This window comes from Skermanella pratensis (assembly GCF_008843145.1).
GTDB classification, from domain to species: Bacteria; Pseudomonadota; Alphaproteobacteria; order Azospirillales; family Azospirillaceae; genus Skermanella; species Skermanella pratensis.
Genome location: NZ_CP030265.1, coordinates 1,390,165 through 1,406,256 on the forward strand (window position 1 = coordinate 1,390,165; position 16,092 = coordinate 1,406,256).

Consider the following 16,092-nt stretch of genomic DNA (forward strand, 5'->3'; position numbering starts at 1 on the left):
AGACATCGTTCCTGGAGCCGCCGACCATGGTCCAGGCCCATATCGCCGCGAAGACGGTCGTCCAGATCGGCGCCTTCTGCTCGATCGCCGGGGGCAAGATCGGCAATGTGCGGGTCGGGCGATACTGCTCGATCGCGCCGGAAGTCATGATCGGGTCCAACGAGCATCCGGTCGACTGGCTGACCAGCTCGCGGGTCACCCATGTCGCAGACCTGCACGACTGGGCGCGTTTCTGCGCCCCGGACAGGGTGGACGAGATCAGGCGCCAGCGCGTGCCGTTCAAGGACGCCTGCAAGATCACGACGATCGGCAACGACGTCTGGATCGGGCAGGGCGTGTTCATCAAGGCGGGGGTCACCATCGGCGACGGCGCGATCGTCGCCGGCCGGTCCGTGGTGGTCAAGGACGTGCCGGCCTATGCCATCGTCGCCGGAACCCCGGCCACGGTGAAGCGCATGCGCTTTCCCGAAGCGACCGTCGAACGCCTGGCCCGGCTGCAATGGTGGCGCTACTCGATCTTCGACCTGTTCGGCATGCCGTTCGACCGGATCGACGAGACCCTGGACGGGATCGAGGCGAAGGTCGAGGCCGGCGCCCTGACCGAGTACGCACCGGAGAAGATCACCATGGACCGTCTCCGCGTCCTGTTCGAGCCGGCCGTCCGGGCCGCGGAGTAGGATATCCGAACCGCCGGGGCGCCCGCGGGCGCCCCGATGCCCGGCTCATTTCAGGTTCATCAGCTGTTCCAGCCAGTGGATGTCGTAGTCGCCGTTGATGAAGTTGCGTTCGGCGATGATCCGGCGGTGCAGCGGCAGGCTGGTGTCGACTCCGCCGATCACGAACTCCTCCAGGGCGCGGCGAAGGCGCATCATGCATTCGTTGCGCGTGGTGCCGTGGACCACCAGCTTGGCGATCAGGCTGTCATAGTGCGGCGGCACGCGGTAGCCGTCGTAGAGCGCGCTGTCCACCCGCACGCCCAGTCCGCCCGGCGCATGATAGCCGGTGATCTTGCCGGGCGAGGGAATGAAGGTTTCCGGGTGCTCGGCGTTCACCCGGCACTCGATCGAGTGTCCGTGGAAGCGGATGTCGCCCTGGGCGTATCCCAGCGGCGCGCCGGTCGCGATGCGGATCTGCTCGCGGACCAGGTCGATGCCGGTGATCATCTCGGTGATCGTGTGCTCGACCTGGAGGCGGGTGTTCATCTCGATGAAGTAGAACTCCCCGTCCTCGAACAGGAACTCCATGGTGCCGACGCCGCGGTATCCCAGCTGCGAGGTGGTGCGGGCGGCGAGATCGCCGATGAAGGCGCGCTGGGTGGCGTTCAGCGCCGGCGAGGGCGCCTCCTCGATGACCTTCTGGTGGCGCCGCTGGATCGAGCAGTCACGCTCGCCGAAATGGACGGCGTTGCCGTGCATGTCGCCCAGCAGCTGGATCTCGATATGGCGCGGCCGGGACAGGTACCGCTCCATGTAGACCTGGTCGTTGCCGAAGGCGGCGCGCGCCTCGCCGCGGGCGAGCTGGTACGCCTCGCGCAGCTGGTCGGCCGAATAGGCCACCTTCATGCCCTTGCCGCCGCCGCCGGCCGCCGCCTTGATCAGCACCGGGTAGCCGGTGCGCTCGGCGACCTCGGCCGCCTCCTCCAGCGTGTCGACCGGGCCGGACGAGCCGGGCACCACCGGCAGCCCCAGCTCCAGCACCGTCTTCTTGGCGGTGACCTTGTCGCCCATGATGCGGATATGCTCCGGCGTCGGCCCGATGAAGGTGAAGCCGTGCTCCTCCACCATCTGGGCGAACTGGGCGTTCTCCGACATGAAGCCGATGCCGGGGTGGATGGCGTCAGCGCCGGTGATGGTCGCGGCGGTCAGGATCGCCGGGATGTTCAGGTAGCTCTCGCGGGCCGATGCCGGGCCGATGCAGACCGCCTCGTCGGCGAGCCGCACATGCATGGCGTCGGCGTCGGCCGTGGAATGGACGGCGACGGTCTGTATCCCCATCTCGCGGCAGGCGCGGTGGATGCGGAGCGCGATTTCGCCTCGGTTGGCGATCAGAACCTTTTCGAACAACGGGATGGTCCCTTATTCGATGATCAGGAGGACTTCGCCGAACTCGACCGGCTGGGCATCCTCGACGAGAACCTGGCCGATGGTCCCGGTCTTCGGGGCCTTGATCGGGTTCATCACCTTCATCGCCTCGATGATCAGCACGGTCTGGCCGGCCTTGACCGTGTCGCCGACGCGCACGAACGGGGCCGCTCCCGGCTCCGGCGAGGTGTAGGCGGTGCCGACCATGGGCGAGGTGAGCGCGCCGGGGTGGCTCGACACGCCGAGGGCGGCCGGCGGCGACGTCGGGGCGGCCGCCGGAGCGGGAGCGGCCCCGGCCGGGGCGTGGGAGAAGAACGCCGGCGCCCCGCCGCCCTTGGTGACCCGGATGCGCTTCTCGCCTTCGGCGAACTCGATCTCGGTCAGCCCCGTTTCGTCCAGCAGGCCCGCGAGCTTGCGGACCAGTTCACCATCGATGTCGAAAGTCGCCATTTCAGTTCCCGTCGTTCAGGTCGGCATCGATCAGCCGCGCCAGCGCGTCCAGCGCGAGAAGGTAGCCATGCGCGCCGAAGCCGCAGATGACACCCTTCGCGACAGGCGACACATAGGAATGGTGGCGGAAGGCCTCGCGCCGGAAAACATTGCTCAGGTGCACCTCGACAACCGGAAGCTCGGCGACCGAGAGGGCGTCCATGATCGCGACCGAGGTGTGCGTATAGGCCGCCGCGTTCAGGATGATGCCGTCATGCTCGCCGCGGGCCTGCTGGATCCAGGAGACCAGCTCGCCTTCCAGATTGGACTGCCGGAAATCGATCGCGATGTTGAGCGACTCGGCATGCTCCAGGCACAGTGCCTCTATGTCGTCGAGGGTCTCGGACCCGTAGATGGCCGGCTCACGAACGCCGAGCATGTTCAGGTTTGGACCGTTGAGGATCAGGACTGAGGGCTCGATCGCCAAGGGAAGCGGCTTTCCGGCTGCGGTTGCGTTGGCGCGTTTATAGCACTTGTCGATCCTTCGGCAATGGCCGCGGGGCGCCCGGGGCCGGCCTGCGGCGAAATCACCACGATTTCGAAGTATCCCGGCCGATCTGTGACGGAAAAGCCGCGTCCCTCGCCGGTCTTCCGCGCTTGCCGTTCAACGCTCCGCATGCGGCTGCAACCGGGCCGCTCCCTTACTCCTCGTCCAGGGGGCCGTGCAGCTCCCGCGCCCGGGCATGGAGCCGGGCGAGCATATCGTAGAGCTGGACGTTCTCCTCGGCCGTCAGCGACGCCAGCAGATGGGTCTGGAGGTTGGCCGCCAGGGGCACGATCTGGTCGTGGATGCCTCGGCCCTTGGCGGTCAGGGTCAGCACCGACCGGCGCCGGTCCACCGAATCGATCCCGCGGTCGACCAGCCCGCCGTCCACGGCGCGGGCGACGGCCCGGCTCACCTGCACCTTGTCCATGGCCGTGCGGTCGCAGACCGCGTTGGCCGACAGGGGGCCGAACCGCGCCAGCACTGCCATGATCCGCCACTCCGCGACGGTCAGCCCGAACCGCTGCTCGTAAAGGCGGGCGAGCGCCCGGCTGACGGTGTTCGACAGCACCGACAGCCGGTAGGGCAGGTAATCCTCCAGGATAAGGGCCGTGGCGGCGGAAAGGCCGCGGGTCGGGTCCTGGTCGGGCTGCCTGGCATCGGGCCTCTGGTCCGCCCGGCTTGCGGTCGCGACTTCCATCTCGGCAGGGTGAGCGGTCATGGGAAATTCCTTTGACAAGGTTTCACCTGCTGCGGGCTTCTTTTGCGCTAAATCCCGGCATTCGACATCATGAACCCCGTAGAGGGCCTTGGTGCAAATGAAATCATTGGTCGTGTATAAGATTGTGCCTTAAAAAGTCCAGAATTTGAACATATTTGGCAGGCCGGATGGCGCCCTATTGGAATCTTGTTGCGAGAGCCTCGCAAAAGGGCCGGTGCCGCTGGGCGGCACCGGCCGCGGGATTCAGGCGTAAAGCTCGTCCGCCGGACCGAAGAACTCGTAGTGCAGGCGATCCCGGGCCACACCGAGATCCGTCAGGTTCCGGGCCAGCAGTCTCATGAAGGGCTTCGGACCGCAGAAGTAGAAGTCGGCGTCGGCGTGCGGCACGGCGTGGCTCAGCCATTCCGGGGTGATCATGCCGGCATGGTCGAAGTCGCGGCCGGGTACGTCCTGCGGGCGGGGCCGTTCATAGAAGGTCACGGCCCTGATGGCGGGATGCTTGGCGGCGACGGTCCTGACATGGTCCTTCATGGCGTGGTGGGCACCGCACCGGGTACCGTGGACGAACCAGGTCGGACGCCCGGCGCCGGCGGCCACGATGCTGTCGAGCATGCTGACCATCGGAGTAAGGCCGACGCCGCCGCTCAGCAGGACCACCGGGCGTTCCGCGACCGGGTCGTCCAGGAAGAAGTCGCCGGCCGGGGCCGCGACCTTCAGCACCAGGCCGGGAACGCCGTGGTCGTGGAGGAACCCGGAAACCAGGCCGGGGCCGGCGTCGGGATTGCCGACGGGCGCCGGTTCGCGCTTCACGCTGATGCGGTAATGGTCGGCCCCGGGAGCGCAGGACAGGCTGTAGTTCCGGACGATGGAGCCATGGCCCGGCAGATCGAAGCGGAAAGTCAGGTACTGGCCGGGTTTGAAGGCCATCAGCTGGCCGCCGTCGGCGGGCTTCAGGTAGAACGACCTGATGATGTCGCTCTCGGCGGTGACGCGGTCGATCACGAAGTCGCGGTAGCCGGTCCAGCCGCCGGGCTGCGCCGCCTGATCGACGTAAATCACCTTTTCACGGCCGATCAGCACGTCGGCCAGGAATTGGTAGGCTTCCGCCCAGGCGGCCATGATCTCGTCGGTGGCGGCGGGGCCGAGCACGTCGCGGATCGCCTGGAGCAGCGCCGTCCCGACATGGGGATAGTGCTCGGGCAGGATGCTGAGCGCCACATGCTTCTGGGCGATCCGCTCGACCATCGGGCCCAGCACCTCCAGCCGGTCGATGTTCTCGGCATAGGTCAGCACGGCGAGGGCCAGCGACCTGGGCTGCGACCCGCTCTCGCCATGGTGGGACTGGTTGAAGAGGTCCCTGATCTCCTCGTTCTGGAACAGGATCTGATACATCCTGCAGGTGATATCCAGCCCCTTGTCCTTGAGCGCCGGGACGGTCGCCTTGACCACCTGGACCGTTTTCTCTGACAGCATGGGTCTTCCCCTCCGGTTCGAATGCGCGACTGATCGATGAAACATATATGTTCAATACATGTTTTTCCGCCGACATCAACAGGGTGCGGCGGATTGTCACCGTTCGACCGGTCGTGCTTGCTCCAGGGAAGGGCGCGCGTCCCGCGCATCCAGGGCGGCGGGATGCCGCCCCTCCGCGAGAACCGGACCTCCGCCCGAGGCGTTCAGAGCATCCCGTACCGGGTCAGATCCCGGCGCAGCGTCGCGGCATCGGTGAACCGGACCGCGTGCATGCCGACGCTCCGGGCGCCCTCAACGTTCTTCTCCACGTCGTCGATGAACAGCGTGTCCCCGGCCGACAGGCCGTGATCGTCCAGCAAGCGGCGATAGATCGCGGGATCGGGTTTCAGCAGGCGCACCTCGCCCGACACGACGATGCCGTCGAAGGCGTCCAGCACGTCGAACCGACGGCGTGCCCGGTCGAGCTTGTCCACAGAGAAGTTGGTGATGCAGTACACGGGCTTCCCGCACTGCTTCAGCTCCCGCACGATGTCGGCGGTGCCGGGGATGGGACCCGGCACCATCTCATCCCACTCCAGGTCGTAAGCCGCGATCAACTCGGCCTTTTCAGGGTAACGGGCGCTCAGTTCCTCGACCGCTTCCTTCCACGGCCGCCCGGCATCCTGCTGCAGGTTCCAGTCGGGCGTACATACGGTCGCGAGGAATTCCTCCATGGCGGCGGTATCTTCCGCGAACAGCTTGCGGTACAGGTATCGGGGGTTCCAGTCGATGAGAACACCGCCGATGTCGAACACGGCGATGCTGGGGTCGGCAGATCTCGGCATGGAGTCGGGCCTTGTGATATTGAAGGGTGCGACCGTGCGGCTAGGTGCGGATGCTGGGTGACTCGGTATACGTAACAGATGCGCGGACGGGCGGCATCCCGCAACCGCGAAGGAGCGGAGTATCGTTAATGAAGCTTTTTGGTTATTTCCGGTCGTCGGCGGCCTACCGGGTTCGAATCGCCCTTAATCTGAAAGGGCTTGAGGTCGACCACCGGTTCGTCCACCTGCGCAAGGGGGAGCAGTCCGCGCCCGAATATGGCGCGCTGAACCCCCAGGGCATGGTTCCCCTGCTGATCGACGGCCCGCACGTCCTGACCCAGTCGCTCGCCATCATCGAGTACCTGGAAGAGACCAACCCCGAGCCGAGCCTGCTGCCCAAGCGCCCGATCGAGCGCGCGCGCGTACGCGCCATCGCCCAGGCGATCGCATGTGACATACACCCGTTGAACAATCTGCGCGTGCTGCGCTACCTGATCGGGCCGATGAAGGTCTCCGACGAAGCGAAGAACGAGTGGTACAAGCATTGGGTCGTCGAGGGACTGGCGGCGCTGGAGCGGACCCTGACTCCCGCCGCCGGGACCGGCAACTTCTGCCACGGCGACCAGCCGACCCTGGCCGACGTGTGCCTGGTGCCGCAGGTCTACAACGCCGAGCGGGCCGATATCGACCTGTCGCCCTATCCGCGGATCATGAAGATCGTGTCCGCCTGCCGCGAGCTTCGCGCGTTCCAGGATGCCGATCCGGCCAAGCAGGCCGACGTGGAGTGATCGCCGGCCTCCGGCGTCGTGCCCGTACAGGGTCCGGCGCCGGCGGCGACGCCTTTTCCGCCGGCCGGTCCGCGCCGGTCAGCCGGCGCGGCCTGCGGCGACGAGTTCCTTCAGGCGGTCAAGGCCGACGGCACCGGGGATGATCTGGTCGCCGACCACGAAAGCCGGAGTGCCGCGGATGTTCAGCTCGCTGGCGAGCCGCAGGTTCCGCTGAAGAGCCTCCTGGATCTCCGGCGATTCCATGTCCCTCTTGAGCCGCTCCATGTCGAGCCCGACCGATCCGGCGATGCGGAGGATCTTGTCGTCATCGAGCTGGCCGCGGTTCTCCATCAACGCCACGTGCAGCGCCTCGTATTTTCCCTGGCGGTGAGCCGCCAGCGCCGCCCGCGAGGCCGTCAGCGACGCCGGGCCGAGGATCGGGAACTCCTTGTAGACCAGCCGCAGCTTGCCGTCCGATTCCAGAAGCCGGCGAACGTCGGCATGGACCGTCTTGCAGTAGCCGCACTGGTAATCGAAGAACTCCACCAGCGTCACGTCGCCCTGCGGGTTGCCGGCGACCGGCGAGGCCGGGTTGCGGAACAGCTCCTCCTGGCGGCTGACCAGCGCGCCGCGCTGGGCTTCCGCCTGCGCGGCCTCCTGCCGCTCCTGGAAGGCCGTCAGCGATTCGACCAGGACCTCCGGGTGGGCGAGCAGGTAGTCGCGCACGATCTGCTCGATCGCCGCCTTGCCCGCGGGCGTGTCGAGCGCCGGCTGCTGGGCCTGCGCGCCGGTCGGCGACGCGAGGCCGACCAGGGCCGACAGGGCGGCTGCGGCGATCATGCGGGGTGGGAATGCTGGACGGTGCATCAGGTGTTCTCCGAATGGGGCTTTCCGCACGATGGCGAATCGGGGGTCCGTGGACAAGCCTTCTCGCGGCCGGTGTACCGGCCTTGGGGGAGGCCGGTGTACCGGCCTTGTGGATGGGACGGATCAGCGCGTCGGCAGGCGTTCGGTGGCGGTCCGGATGTCCTGGGCGCGGATCCAGCCGGGCGACCCGGCGGGGAGTTGATTCTCCGCCTTCTCCGCATGGAACCGCGCGACCGCCCGGTCGCCGCGCGCCATGGCCTCTTCCGCAAGGGCGTATGACAGCATGCCCTGCTGGTTCTCGCGGCCGTAGACGGTGGCGATCAGGCGCCAGGTGAAGGGGGTGCGCGGCTCCTTCGCGGCAGCGGCCTTCAGGTGCTTTAACGCTTCGTCCAGCAGCGAGTCGTCGTTGGTCTCGACCAGGGCATGGGCCAGGGAACTGCGCAGCAGCGCCGAGTCCGGCAGCAGCTCGACCGATTTGCGGTAGGGGGCGATCGATTCCGCCACCCGGCTGTTCTCCAGCAGCACCTGTCCCTTCAACTCGTAGAAGAACGGGTTCCGCGGCTCCTCCTTGATGAGCTGGTCGATCAGGGGGAGCGCCTGCCTGATGTCGCCGCGCTGGTACAGCGCGATCGCCCGGCCATAGCGGGGCGCCACCTCGGTGTCGGACTCGCGGTAGCGGTGAAGGGCGATCTGGGGCTGGATGAAGCCAAGCAGCTTGGCCTTCATGCGGGCATGCATCTCGACATACTCGGCCGGCGCCTTACGGTCCGACACGGGCGAATGCTCGACATGATGGCGGACGCTCTCGATCCGGTCCTGGGTCAGCGGGTGGGTGCGGACGAAGGCGTCCTGGCGGTCGGTCGGCCGCAGGTCCTGTCCGGCCAGCTTCTCCAGGAAGCTGAGCAGCCCGCGCGCGGAGACGCCCGCCTGGTCCATGTAGCCGAGCGCCGCCTGATCCGCCGTGCTTTCCTGGGCCCTGCTGTAGGCCAGATAGGAGCGCCGGGCCATTTCCTGCCCGCCGCCGAGGATGGCCGCCCCGGCGCCGGCCTCGCCGGTCGCCAGCGCCGCGCCGATGCCGAGCAGCGCCGAGAGGATGGCCTGGGCCGAAGCCCCCTCCATCGCCTCCTGCGAGCGGATCAGGTGGCCGCCGGCGATATGGCCGATTTCGTGGGCGATCACGCCGATCAGCTCGTCCGGGTTCTCGCTTTCCTGAAGCAGGCCGGTATGGATGAACAGGTTCATGCCGCCGGCCACGAAGGCGTTCAGGGAACTGTCCTTGACCAGCGCTATCTCGACGCTGTCCCCGTTGATCCCGGAAGCTTCGAAGATTGGCCCCGCGTAAGTGCGGATGATATGTTCGATCTCGGCGTCGCGGATGAACTGGAGGCGACGCTGCTGCGCTTCCGCCGGCGCGGCCGAAACCACAACCAATGCTAAGGCCGAAAGCGCCGCGGCGAGGATACGAATCTTGACCACCAGTTTCCGCGGTAAACGCAAAGTCATGCCCTCTCCCACATGCGCGTCCAGTTTCCCGGGCCGGACGGCGAACCTGCGTCCAGCTTATACGCGAATCTGGCAACGCTTGGGCATTATTACCATGGTTGCCGCCACAGTGGGGGGCTGCGCATCCAATCAGCCCATGCGAGTCGGGGCCCACCAGGTGAATGCGGGAGTCGCGGCGGACGAGCCGCGTGCCGCGGTCATCGGCCGGGACATCCTGGCTCAGGGCGGCAACGCGGTCGATGCGGCGACCGCCATGGGGCTCGCCATGGCGGTGACCCTGCCGACCCGCGTCGGGCTGGGCGGCGGCGGGATCTGCGTCGTGCATGACGCGGCCACCAGGCAGACCCGCACCCTGGATTTCCTGCCGAGGTCCCCGAACGGCGGGCAGGTGGCGGTGCCGGGCATGCTGCGCGGGCTGGCGACCCTGCACGCCGCCCACGGCAAGATGCGCTGGGAGCAGCTGGTCGCCCCGGCGGAGGCAAAGGCCCGGTTCGAGACCCAGATCTCCCGGGCGCTGGCCCGCGACCTCCAGGTGTTCGGCGGCGTGGCCGGCGACGACCCCGAGGCCCGGCGCCTGTTCCTGCCCAACGGCCCCCAGCCGCCCGGCGAGGGCCAGAAGCTGGAGCAGCCGGATCTCGCCGGCGTGCTGGCCCAGGTGCGCCAGCGCGGCGCCGGCGCCTTCTACACCGGGCAGCTGGGCGCCCGCACCGCCGAGGGAGTCGGGACCGACGCCGCGACCCTGGCGTCCTACCAGGCCCAGTGGCGCGACACCGCCGAGGTCAGGCACGGCAACGAGGTGATGCATTTCGCGGCGCCGCCGGAAGGCGCGCCGGCCGCCGACTCGCTGCGGGCGGCGCTGGAGGCTCCGTCCGGCGGGCGCAACGCCGGGCTGGTGAAGGCGCTGGAGAAGGTCGAGCCCGAGGGGCCGCCGACCGCGGGCCTGGTGACGTTCGACCCGTTCGGGCAGGCGGTCGCCTGCACCTTTTCGGTCGGCGCGCCGATGGGGACCGGGAAAATCATCCCGGGGACCGGCATCCTCCAGGCGGCGGCGACCGGCGCCCGGGGCATCGGCGGTCCGGCCGTCCTGGTCAATCCCAACCTCAACCAGCCGCTCTTCGCCGGAAACGCCGGGCTGATCGGCGTCGGCGTCGGGGAGGAGGGCGCGGGCGCCGCTCCGGCCGCCCTGGTCAACGTGGCGCTTCGGACCCTGGAGCAGGACATGAACGCCCTCGACGCGGTGACGGCGCCCCGGCTGGCTCCCGATCCCGCCGGCGGAACCCTGATCGAGGAGACCGCCGAACGGCCGGCCAGCCGAGAGACCACCGGCGTCCAGGGCGAGATCTACGGCGTCCAGGCATTGGGGCGGGTCAACCTGGTGAGCTGCAAGGTCAACCGCAGCGACGGCAGCAGGACCTGCTCGGCGGCTACCGACCCGCGCGGCTTCGGCCTCGCCACCAGCATCCAGTAGAACAGTTCCGTCGTTTCTTATAATCAGGGCTTCATGGTCAGGGTATGTCACTGAAAATAGCAAAGCGGGGAGCCATCTCCCCGTTCATCGTCATGGAAGTCATGCGCGCCGCCGCCGAGCGGGAGGCCGCCGGCGGGGACGTGCTTCACCTGGAGGTCGGGCAGCCGTCCACCAGGGCGCCGGCGGCGGTGATATCGGCCGCCAAGCGGGCGCTCGACGGCGATCGGCTGGGCTATACCGACGCGCTGGGCATCCCGCCGCTGCGATCCGCCATCGCGCGGTTCTACCACGACCGCTACGGCCTGCCCGTGCCGGAGCGGCGGGTGGTCGTCACGACGGGATCGTCTGCCGGGTTCCTGCTGGGTTTCCTCGCGGCGTTCGAGCCGGGCGACCGGGTCGCCATGGCGGCCCCGAGCTATCCGGCTTACCGCAACATCCTGATGGCGCTGGGCGTCGTCCCGATCGAAATGCCGGCCGGGCCGGAAACCCGGTTCCAGCCGACGGTCGAACTGCTGGAGGCGCTGGGCCACCCGGTCGAGGGCCTGATCGTCGCCAGCCCGTCCAACCCGGCCGGCACCATGCTGGGGGCGGACGAGCTGCGCCGCCTCGCGTACTACTGCCGCGACAAGGGCATCCGGCTGGTCTCGGACGAGATCTATCACGGCATCTGCTACGAGGGGGCGGCGGCCTCGGCGCTGACCGTGACCGACCAGGCGCTGGTGATCAACAGCTTCTCCAAGTACTTTTCCATGACCGGCTGGCGGCTGGGCTGGATGGTCGTTCCGGACGACCTCGCCCGCTCGATCGAGTGCCTCAGCCAGAACCTGTTCATCTCCCCGCCCAGCTTGTCGCAGCACGCCGCCTGCGCGGTGTTCGACTGCACGGAGGAGCTGGACGCCAACGTCGCCCGCTACGCCCGCAACCGGGCGCTTCTGCTGGAGGAACTGCCGAAGGCCGGGTTCGACCGGCTGGCCCCGGCGGACGGCGCGTTCTACATCTACGCGGACATCTCGGCGATGACCGACGACAGCGAGGCGTTCTGCCGCCGCATGCTGGCGGAGACCGGCATCGCCGCGACCCCGGGCGTGGATTTCGACCCCGCCCGAGGCCACCACTTCATGCGCTTCTCCTTCGCCGGCTCGACCGACGACATGGCCGAAGCGGTGAAGCGGCTGAAGGCTTGGCGGTAAATTGCCTGTTGCGCAATTGAAAGACGTAGGTCGGGCAAGGCATTCTAGTGGTCTCGCACAGTGTTTTTGATGACGTTCGGCGGAGCGGAGTGCCGTAGTGGCGTAGGTCGGCCTTCGTCCGTCAGGGCGAACGCCGACACCCTGCGTCAACGCTCCGGCCACGCTGTCGGCGTCGGCCTTCGGCCGAGGCCGACCTACGATAGATCAATCAAAACCACTGTGCCGAGCCATTAGATCCTTGTCCGCGGACCGGCGATCCCCTCGATCACCAGTCCTGAAAGCAGGCGTCCTCCCGTCACGATCTGACGGGCGACGCCCGCGACTCCGCCCGCCGAGCCGGCCAGCCGCAGCAGCCGGATGAGTTGGCTCTGCCGGGCCTCGGGCACGCGGGCCAGCACGGCGGTCCAGACAGCGTCGATATTGTAGAGCATCCCGGCGTCCAGCCGCGCCGGCACCACGTCTGCCGTGGGGACCCCCAAGGATTGCGCCACCGATTCCATCGCCGCCCGGATGGTTTCCGCCTTGCGCCCGGTCGGGGCGGCGACGTCGTAGGGCGGAGCCCACTCGTTGAACGGCCGCAGCCGGTCGATGTGGGACATGACGACCACGACCGGCGGCGCCCGGAACTGCGGCCTTCCCGCGAAATGGCCGCGCACCGCGTCGAGCAGGCGGCGGTCCAGGTCGCGGGCGCCGTCGTTGGCCGGGGCCACCCACAGGACCAGGTCGCAGTTCTCGGCCAAAGCAACCAGCTTGGCGATGGCCGTTTCCCGCTCCAGCCCGGCGCAGTCGACCAGTTCGAGCGCCGGCCGGTCGTCGGCGCCGCGTACCGAATGGCTGGTCGGCTGGCCGGTCGCGGCAAGCACGTCGACCGCCGCGACCACGTCGCCGCACAGGGCGTTCACCAGGCTCGACTTGCCGGCATTGACCTTGCCCGCGACCAGCAGGCGCAGCGGCACCGCCGGTGCCGCCGGCTCGGCCACCGCAGGCGGCTCCAGCCTATCAAGCTCGTCGATGTCGGCGCGCAGCCGGCCGCTATACAGGTTGATCGCCTCGCGGCCGATCTCCTCCACCACGATGCGGGCGATCCGGTCCAGCATCAGGGACGACAGGCCGTCCACGGCGAAGCCCTGGAACCGGCGGCTCAATTCCGCCGCGACCGCCTGCGCCGGGTTGATCGCCAGCCGGATGGCGCGCCAGGGACCGTCCGCGCTGTGCGCGACGCTCGCCACCGTCCGCTTGACCCGGTAGAGCCGCAGCACGTCGCCGATCCTCACCGAGCGCGACCCCGGCACCGCCTGGACGGTCAGCGCCCGGGTCCGGCGGCTTATCCGCTCGGCCAGCAGCAGCGCTTCGGGCAGGGTGAAGTGCCACAGCGGCTCCGCCCGCTCCGGGTGATAGTGGCGGGCGACCTCCTCGATCACGGCGCGCCCGGTGGCGAGCAGCGCCCGCTGGTCGATCAGCAGGCGGCCGGTGGTCTGCGCCGCGAATCCCTGGACCTTCTGCCAGGCGACCTTGTCGCTCGGCGACCAGCCCGGATCGGGCGGCGTCTCCTCCCCGGCGGCGGTCGCCCCTTGGCCCGGAGGCACCCGGTCGCCGGATCGGTGCGCCCGCCGGAACAGCAGCCCCGCCGCCAGGAAGCACAGCGCCGTCCCCAGGAACCAGTAGACGAAGCCCTGCCGTTCCCACAGCCAGACGGCGCCCAGCGGGACCAGGGCCAGGAACGGCAGGCAGGCGGCGGCCAGCGCGCCCAGCCACCAGGACCCCTGCCGGCCGACGATCCGCTTCACGACCCGCTCTTCCCGTCGGTGTCGCGGGAGAACATGCGGCTGGCCTTAGCGACTCCGGTGGCTTCGGCCATGGCCCGGCGGAATTCCTCCGCGACTGCGTCGGCGTCGAACCGCGCGCCGGACCGGCGGCTGCTCAGGTACAGGATGGCGGCATGGCCGAGCCCGTAGGTGGTCGCGAAACTGGCCGCTCCCGCCGCGGCGCCGCCGATCACGGTGCCGTAGCCCGGCACCAGCTTGACCAGCTGCCGCACGCCGAACTGGGCGCCGAAACGCAGCAGCACCCCCGCGCCCAGGCAGCCGGAGAATTCCGCCAGGGTCGCCCGCGTCCAGGTGACGCCCAGCATGCCGGCGAGGCTATGCAGCATCTTGCCCTGGACGACCGGCACCCCGATCACGCCGGCCACCGGCAGCATGTCGATCGCTCCTGCCGCCGCCGCGTAGCCCCAGATGTGGGAAGCGGCCCGGCCGGCCCCCGGCCTGCCGGAGTTCTGCAGGCTGTGCCGCATCATCGACACGACCCCGTCGGCCGACCCGGCCTCCAGCGCGGCCCACAGCCGGTCGACCCCGTAATCGGCGGGGGGCAGCCCGTCCTCCTCGGGCGTGAAATCGACCGGAGCGAAGCGGACGGCGCCGCTGCCCGGCAGCTTCGCGAAGGTCTCGCGCTGGGCGGCGAGGCTGCGGTCGAGCGCTTCGATGCCGCCGGGCCGGGTGCCGTCGCCGAACGGGTAGGGCAGGGGATGCGCCGGGGCTCCCGGCCCTCCATAGTAGTCGTGCAGCGTGGTCTGGGCGACCACCACCGGCCAGTCGGGATGGCGGCGGCGCACGCGGGTCAGCGCGTCGAGCACCGGGGCCGGAACCGGCCCCATCGCCCGGACGACCACCAGCACCAGATGCGCCTGCTTCTCGCACAGCGCCAAGTCCTCCGCCGGGTCGTAGGCGACCTCGCCCAGGCCGCGCGTGTCGAGGAACCGGACGACCGGCGCCTCCTCGGGGAATTCATAGATGCGGGCGGTCGCCGTGCAGGGCCGGTAGCCGGTCCCGACCTCGGCGTCGCTGCTGCCGGTCAGCGTGCGGACGATCGAGCTCTTGCCGGAGCCGACCATGCCGAGCAGCCAGATCACGGGTGCCCGGGCCCGCGCCTCCTCGGCGATGCGCGTGTCTCCGCGCGCGTCCGGCTTCGGGTTCAGGACCGTGTCGTAGACGTCCTTCCAGAAGGAGGAGATCTGTTCGCCGGCCCGGCCCAGAAACGACTGCATGGGAAACGACTGCATGGTTCATCCGCCCCGGTCGGGTTCAGTCCTCCCGCGCGCCCACAAGGCCGCGGCCCAGGATCGAAGTGCTACAGAACCGGGCGTCCGCACGCAAGCTACACCACCCGGTTCGGCGGCTCCTTCCCCGCGAAGAAGGCGTCCAGGTTGTCGAGCGCCGTGAAGCCCATGGCGTCGCGGGTGCGGTCGGTGGCGCTGCCCATGTGGGGCAGCAGGAAGGTGTTGGGGAGGGCGGCGTAGCCCGGGTGGAGCTTCGGCTCGTTCTCGAACACGTCCAGGCCGGCCGCCGCCAGCTTGCCGGAGCGGAGTGCCGCGATCAGCGCTTCGTCGTCCACCACGGTGCCGCGCGCCGTGTTCACCACGACGGCGCCGTCGGGCAGCCGGGCGATCCGCTCCGCGTTCAGCCAGTGGCGGGTCTCGGGCGAGGCCGGGCTGTGGATCGACAGGAAGTCGGCCACCGACAGCATCTCGTCGGCATCGGCGTGATGGATCGCGCCGGCCTCCTCGGCGGCCGGCAGCCGGCGCCGGTTGTGGTAGTGGATCTCCATGTCGAAGCCGCGCGCGCGGCGCGCCACCGCTTGGCCGATCCGTCCCATGCCCAGGATCGCCAGCCGCTTGCCGGTCACATGCGTGCCGATCAGCTGGGTCGGCGCCCAGCCGTCCCAGCGGCCTTCCCGGATCATCCGCTCGCCCTCGGCGGCGCGCCGGGCCGCGCCCAGCAGCAGCAGGAAGGCGATGTCGGCCGTGGCGTCGGTCAGCACGCCCGGCGTGTTGGTCACCACGATGCCGCGCTCCCGCGCGGCGGCCAGATCGATGTGGTCGGTGCCGACCGAGAAGGTGGCGATCATCCGGACCGAGTCGGGAAGCGCCCGGACCAGGGCGGCGGGAACCGGATCGACCGCGCAGACCAGCAGGGCGTCGGCGCCGTCCGCCCGCCGCGCCAGTTCCTCCGCGCCATAGGGATGGTCGTCCTCGTTGGCCAGGATGCGATAGTCGCGGCCGGCACGGGCCATGACGGCGTCGGGATACCGGCGGGTCAGGAGGAGAACTGGTCGTGTGGTCCCATGCGGGGCGTTCATCGGGCTGTCCTCGGGCGCTTGAACTCGCTTAATCCGGGGGAAATGCCGAAAAAGGATGTTTCGGCTTTTTCCCGCGCGCGAAACTACTATGCTTACCCCTGGGCTTCACGCC

At 69.1% G+C, this 16,092-nt stretch carries 14 protein-coding genes and 1 pseudogene; 4 read left to right on the forward strand and 11 right to left on the reverse strand.

The genetic code is table 11. From position 1 onward, the window contains the following. Positions 1–299 precede the first annotated feature (299 nt). Positions 300–414 (forward strand): annotated as a pseudogene (locus DPR14_RS29015) (chloramphenicol acetyltransferase); the annotation flags it as partial. Positions 415–722: 308 nt separating this feature from the next. On the opposite strand, the gene accC reads toward DPR14_RS29015, so the two are convergent. From accC to DPR14_RS06345, 6 genes are all read right to left on the reverse strand, one after another. Beyond that, a complete protein-coding gene (gene accC, locus DPR14_RS06320) occupies positions 723–2,063 on the reverse strand; it encodes an acetyl-CoA carboxylase biotin carboxylase subunit (RefSeq protein ID WP_158044390.1) in 1,341 nt (446 codons plus the stop codon). A gap of 12 nt (positions 2,064–2,075) precedes the next feature. Then, a complete protein-coding gene (gene accB / locus DPR14_RS06325; RefSeq protein ID WP_158044391.1) occupies positions 2,076–2,531 on the reverse strand; it encodes an acetyl-CoA carboxylase biotin carboxyl carrier protein in 456 nt (151 codons plus the stop codon). Between the two features lies 1 nt (position 2,532). Continuing rightward, positions 2,533–2,997, reverse strand: a complete 465-nt coding sequence (gene aroQ, locus DPR14_RS06330) for a type II 3-dehydroquinate dehydratase (RefSeq protein WP_158044392.1) — start codon at positions 2,995–2,997, stop codon at positions 2,533–2,535. A gap of 214 nt (positions 2,998–3,211) precedes the next feature. Then, the gene (locus tag DPR14_RS06335) at positions 3,212–3,775 is read right to left on the reverse strand and encodes a MarR family winged helix-turn-helix transcriptional regulator (RefSeq protein WP_246148918.1); all 564 of its coding nucleotides are present in this window, start codon (positions 3,773–3,775) and stop codon (positions 3,212–3,214) included. A gap of 243 nt (positions 3,776–4,018) precedes the next feature. Then, positions 4,019–5,248: an NO-inducible flavohemoprotein gene (gene hmpA / locus DPR14_RS06340; RefSeq protein WP_158044393.1), complete on the reverse strand. Its 1,230-nt coding sequence runs from the start codon at positions 5,246–5,248 to the stop codon at positions 4,019–4,021. Positions 5,249–5,451: 203 nt separating this feature from the next. Continuing rightward, the gene (locus tag DPR14_RS06345) at positions 5,452–6,072 is read right to left on the reverse strand and encodes an HAD family hydrolase (protein WP_158044394.1); all 621 of its coding nucleotides are present in this window, start codon (positions 6,070–6,072) and stop codon (positions 5,452–5,454) included. A gap of 128 nt (positions 6,073–6,200) precedes the next feature. On the opposite strand from DPR14_RS06345, the gene maiA reads away from it, so the two are divergent. Continuing rightward, positions 6,201–6,839 (forward strand): maleylacetoacetate isomerase, encoded by a 639-nt coding sequence (gene maiA, locus DPR14_RS06350; RefSeq protein WP_158044395.1) that lies wholly within the window; start codon positions 6,201–6,203, stop codon positions 6,837–6,839. 78 nt (positions 6,840–6,917) lie between these two features. Here the strand turns inward: maiA and DPR14_RS06355 are convergent, their stop codons facing one another. Both DPR14_RS06355 and DPR14_RS06360 read right to left on the reverse strand, forming a co-directional pair. Further along, complete coding sequence (locus DPR14_RS06355) at positions 6,918–7,685, reverse strand: DsbA family protein (RefSeq protein WP_246148921.1); 768 nt, start codon at positions 7,683–7,685, stop codon at positions 6,918–6,920. Between the two features lie 123 nt (positions 7,686–7,808). Next, on the reverse strand, positions 7,809–9,161 hold the full coding sequence (locus tag DPR14_RS06360) for a M48 family metalloprotease (protein WP_246148925.1): 1,353 nt from the start codon (positions 9,159–9,161) through the stop codon (positions 7,809–7,811). Between the two features lie 163 nt (positions 9,162–9,324). Between DPR14_RS06360 and DPR14_RS06365 the strand changes: the two genes are divergently transcribed. Further along, entirely contained in the window at positions 9,325–10,656 is a 1,332-nt protein-coding gene (locus DPR14_RS06365; RefSeq protein ID WP_192499316.1) for a gamma-glutamyltransferase, read from the forward strand. A 44-nt stretch (positions 10,657–10,700) separates the two neighbouring features. Beyond that, a complete protein-coding gene (locus DPR14_RS06370) occupies positions 10,701–11,846 on the forward strand; it encodes a pyridoxal phosphate-dependent aminotransferase (RefSeq protein ID WP_158044398.1) in 1,146 nt (381 codons plus the stop codon). Between the two features lie 230 nt (positions 11,847–12,076). Here DPR14_RS06370 and DPR14_RS06375 read toward each other — a convergent pair whose 3' ends face one another. The 3 genes from DPR14_RS06375 to DPR14_RS06385 form a co-directional block, all read right to left on the reverse strand. Next, complete coding sequence (locus tag DPR14_RS06375; RefSeq protein ID WP_158044399.1) at positions 12,077–13,633, reverse strand: GTPase family protein; 1,557 nt, start codon at positions 13,631–13,633, stop codon at positions 12,077–12,079. Further along, positions 13,630–14,904, reverse strand: coding sequence for a YcjF family protein (locus DPR14_RS06380; RefSeq protein ID WP_158044400.1), 1,275 nt, complete (start codon positions 14,902–14,904; stop codon positions 13,630–13,632). Before DPR14_RS06380 ends, DPR14_RS06375 begins: the two co-directional genes overlap by 4 nt. Positions 14,905–14,999: 95 nt before the next feature. Then, complete coding sequence (locus DPR14_RS06385; RefSeq protein WP_158044401.1) at positions 15,000–15,980, reverse strand: 2-hydroxyacid dehydrogenase; 981 nt, start codon at positions 15,978–15,980, stop codon at positions 15,000–15,002. Between the last annotated feature and the right edge of the window lie 112 nt (positions 15,981–16,092).

Bases quoted from the DNA above. Each gene is read 5' to 3' on its own strand.
- accB (WP_158044391.1), bottom strand. From the start codon at position 2,531: ATGGCGACTTTCGACATCGATGGTGAACTGGTCCGCAAGCTCGCGGGC.
- DPR14_RS06335 (WP_246148918.1), bottom strand. From the start codon at position 3,775: ATGACCGCTCACCCTGCCGAGATGGAAGTCGCGACCGCAAGCCGGGCG.
- hmpA (WP_158044393.1), bottom strand. From the start codon at position 5,248: ATGCTGTCAGAGAAAACGGTCCAGGTGGTCAAGGCGACCGTCCCGGCG.
- DPR14_RS06345 (WP_158044394.1), bottom strand. From the start codon at position 6,072: ATGCCGAGATCTGCCGACCCCAGCATCGCCGTGTTCGACATCGGCGGT.
- maiA (WP_158044395.1), top strand. From the start codon at position 6,201: ATGAAGCTTTTTGGTTATTTCCGGTCGTCGGCGGCCTACCGGGTTCGA.
- DPR14_RS06355 (WP_246148921.1), bottom strand. From the start codon at position 7,685: ATGCACCGTCCAGCATTCCCACCCCGCATGATCGCCGCAGCCGCCCTG.
- DPR14_RS06365 (WP_192499316.1), top strand. From the start codon at position 9,325: ATGCGAGTCGGGGCCCACCAGGTGAATGCGGGAGTCGCGGCGGACGAG.
- DPR14_RS06370 (WP_158044398.1), top strand. From the start codon at position 10,701: ATGTCACTGAAAATAGCAAAGCGGGGAGCCATCTCCCCGTTCATCGTC.
- DPR14_RS06380 (WP_158044400.1), bottom strand. From the start codon at position 14,904: ATGCAGTCGTTTCCCATGCAGTCGTTTCTGGGCCGGGCCGGCGAACAG.
- DPR14_RS06385 (WP_158044401.1), bottom strand. From the start codon at position 15,980: ATGAACGCCCCGCATGGGACCACACGACCAGTTCTCCTCCTGACCCGC.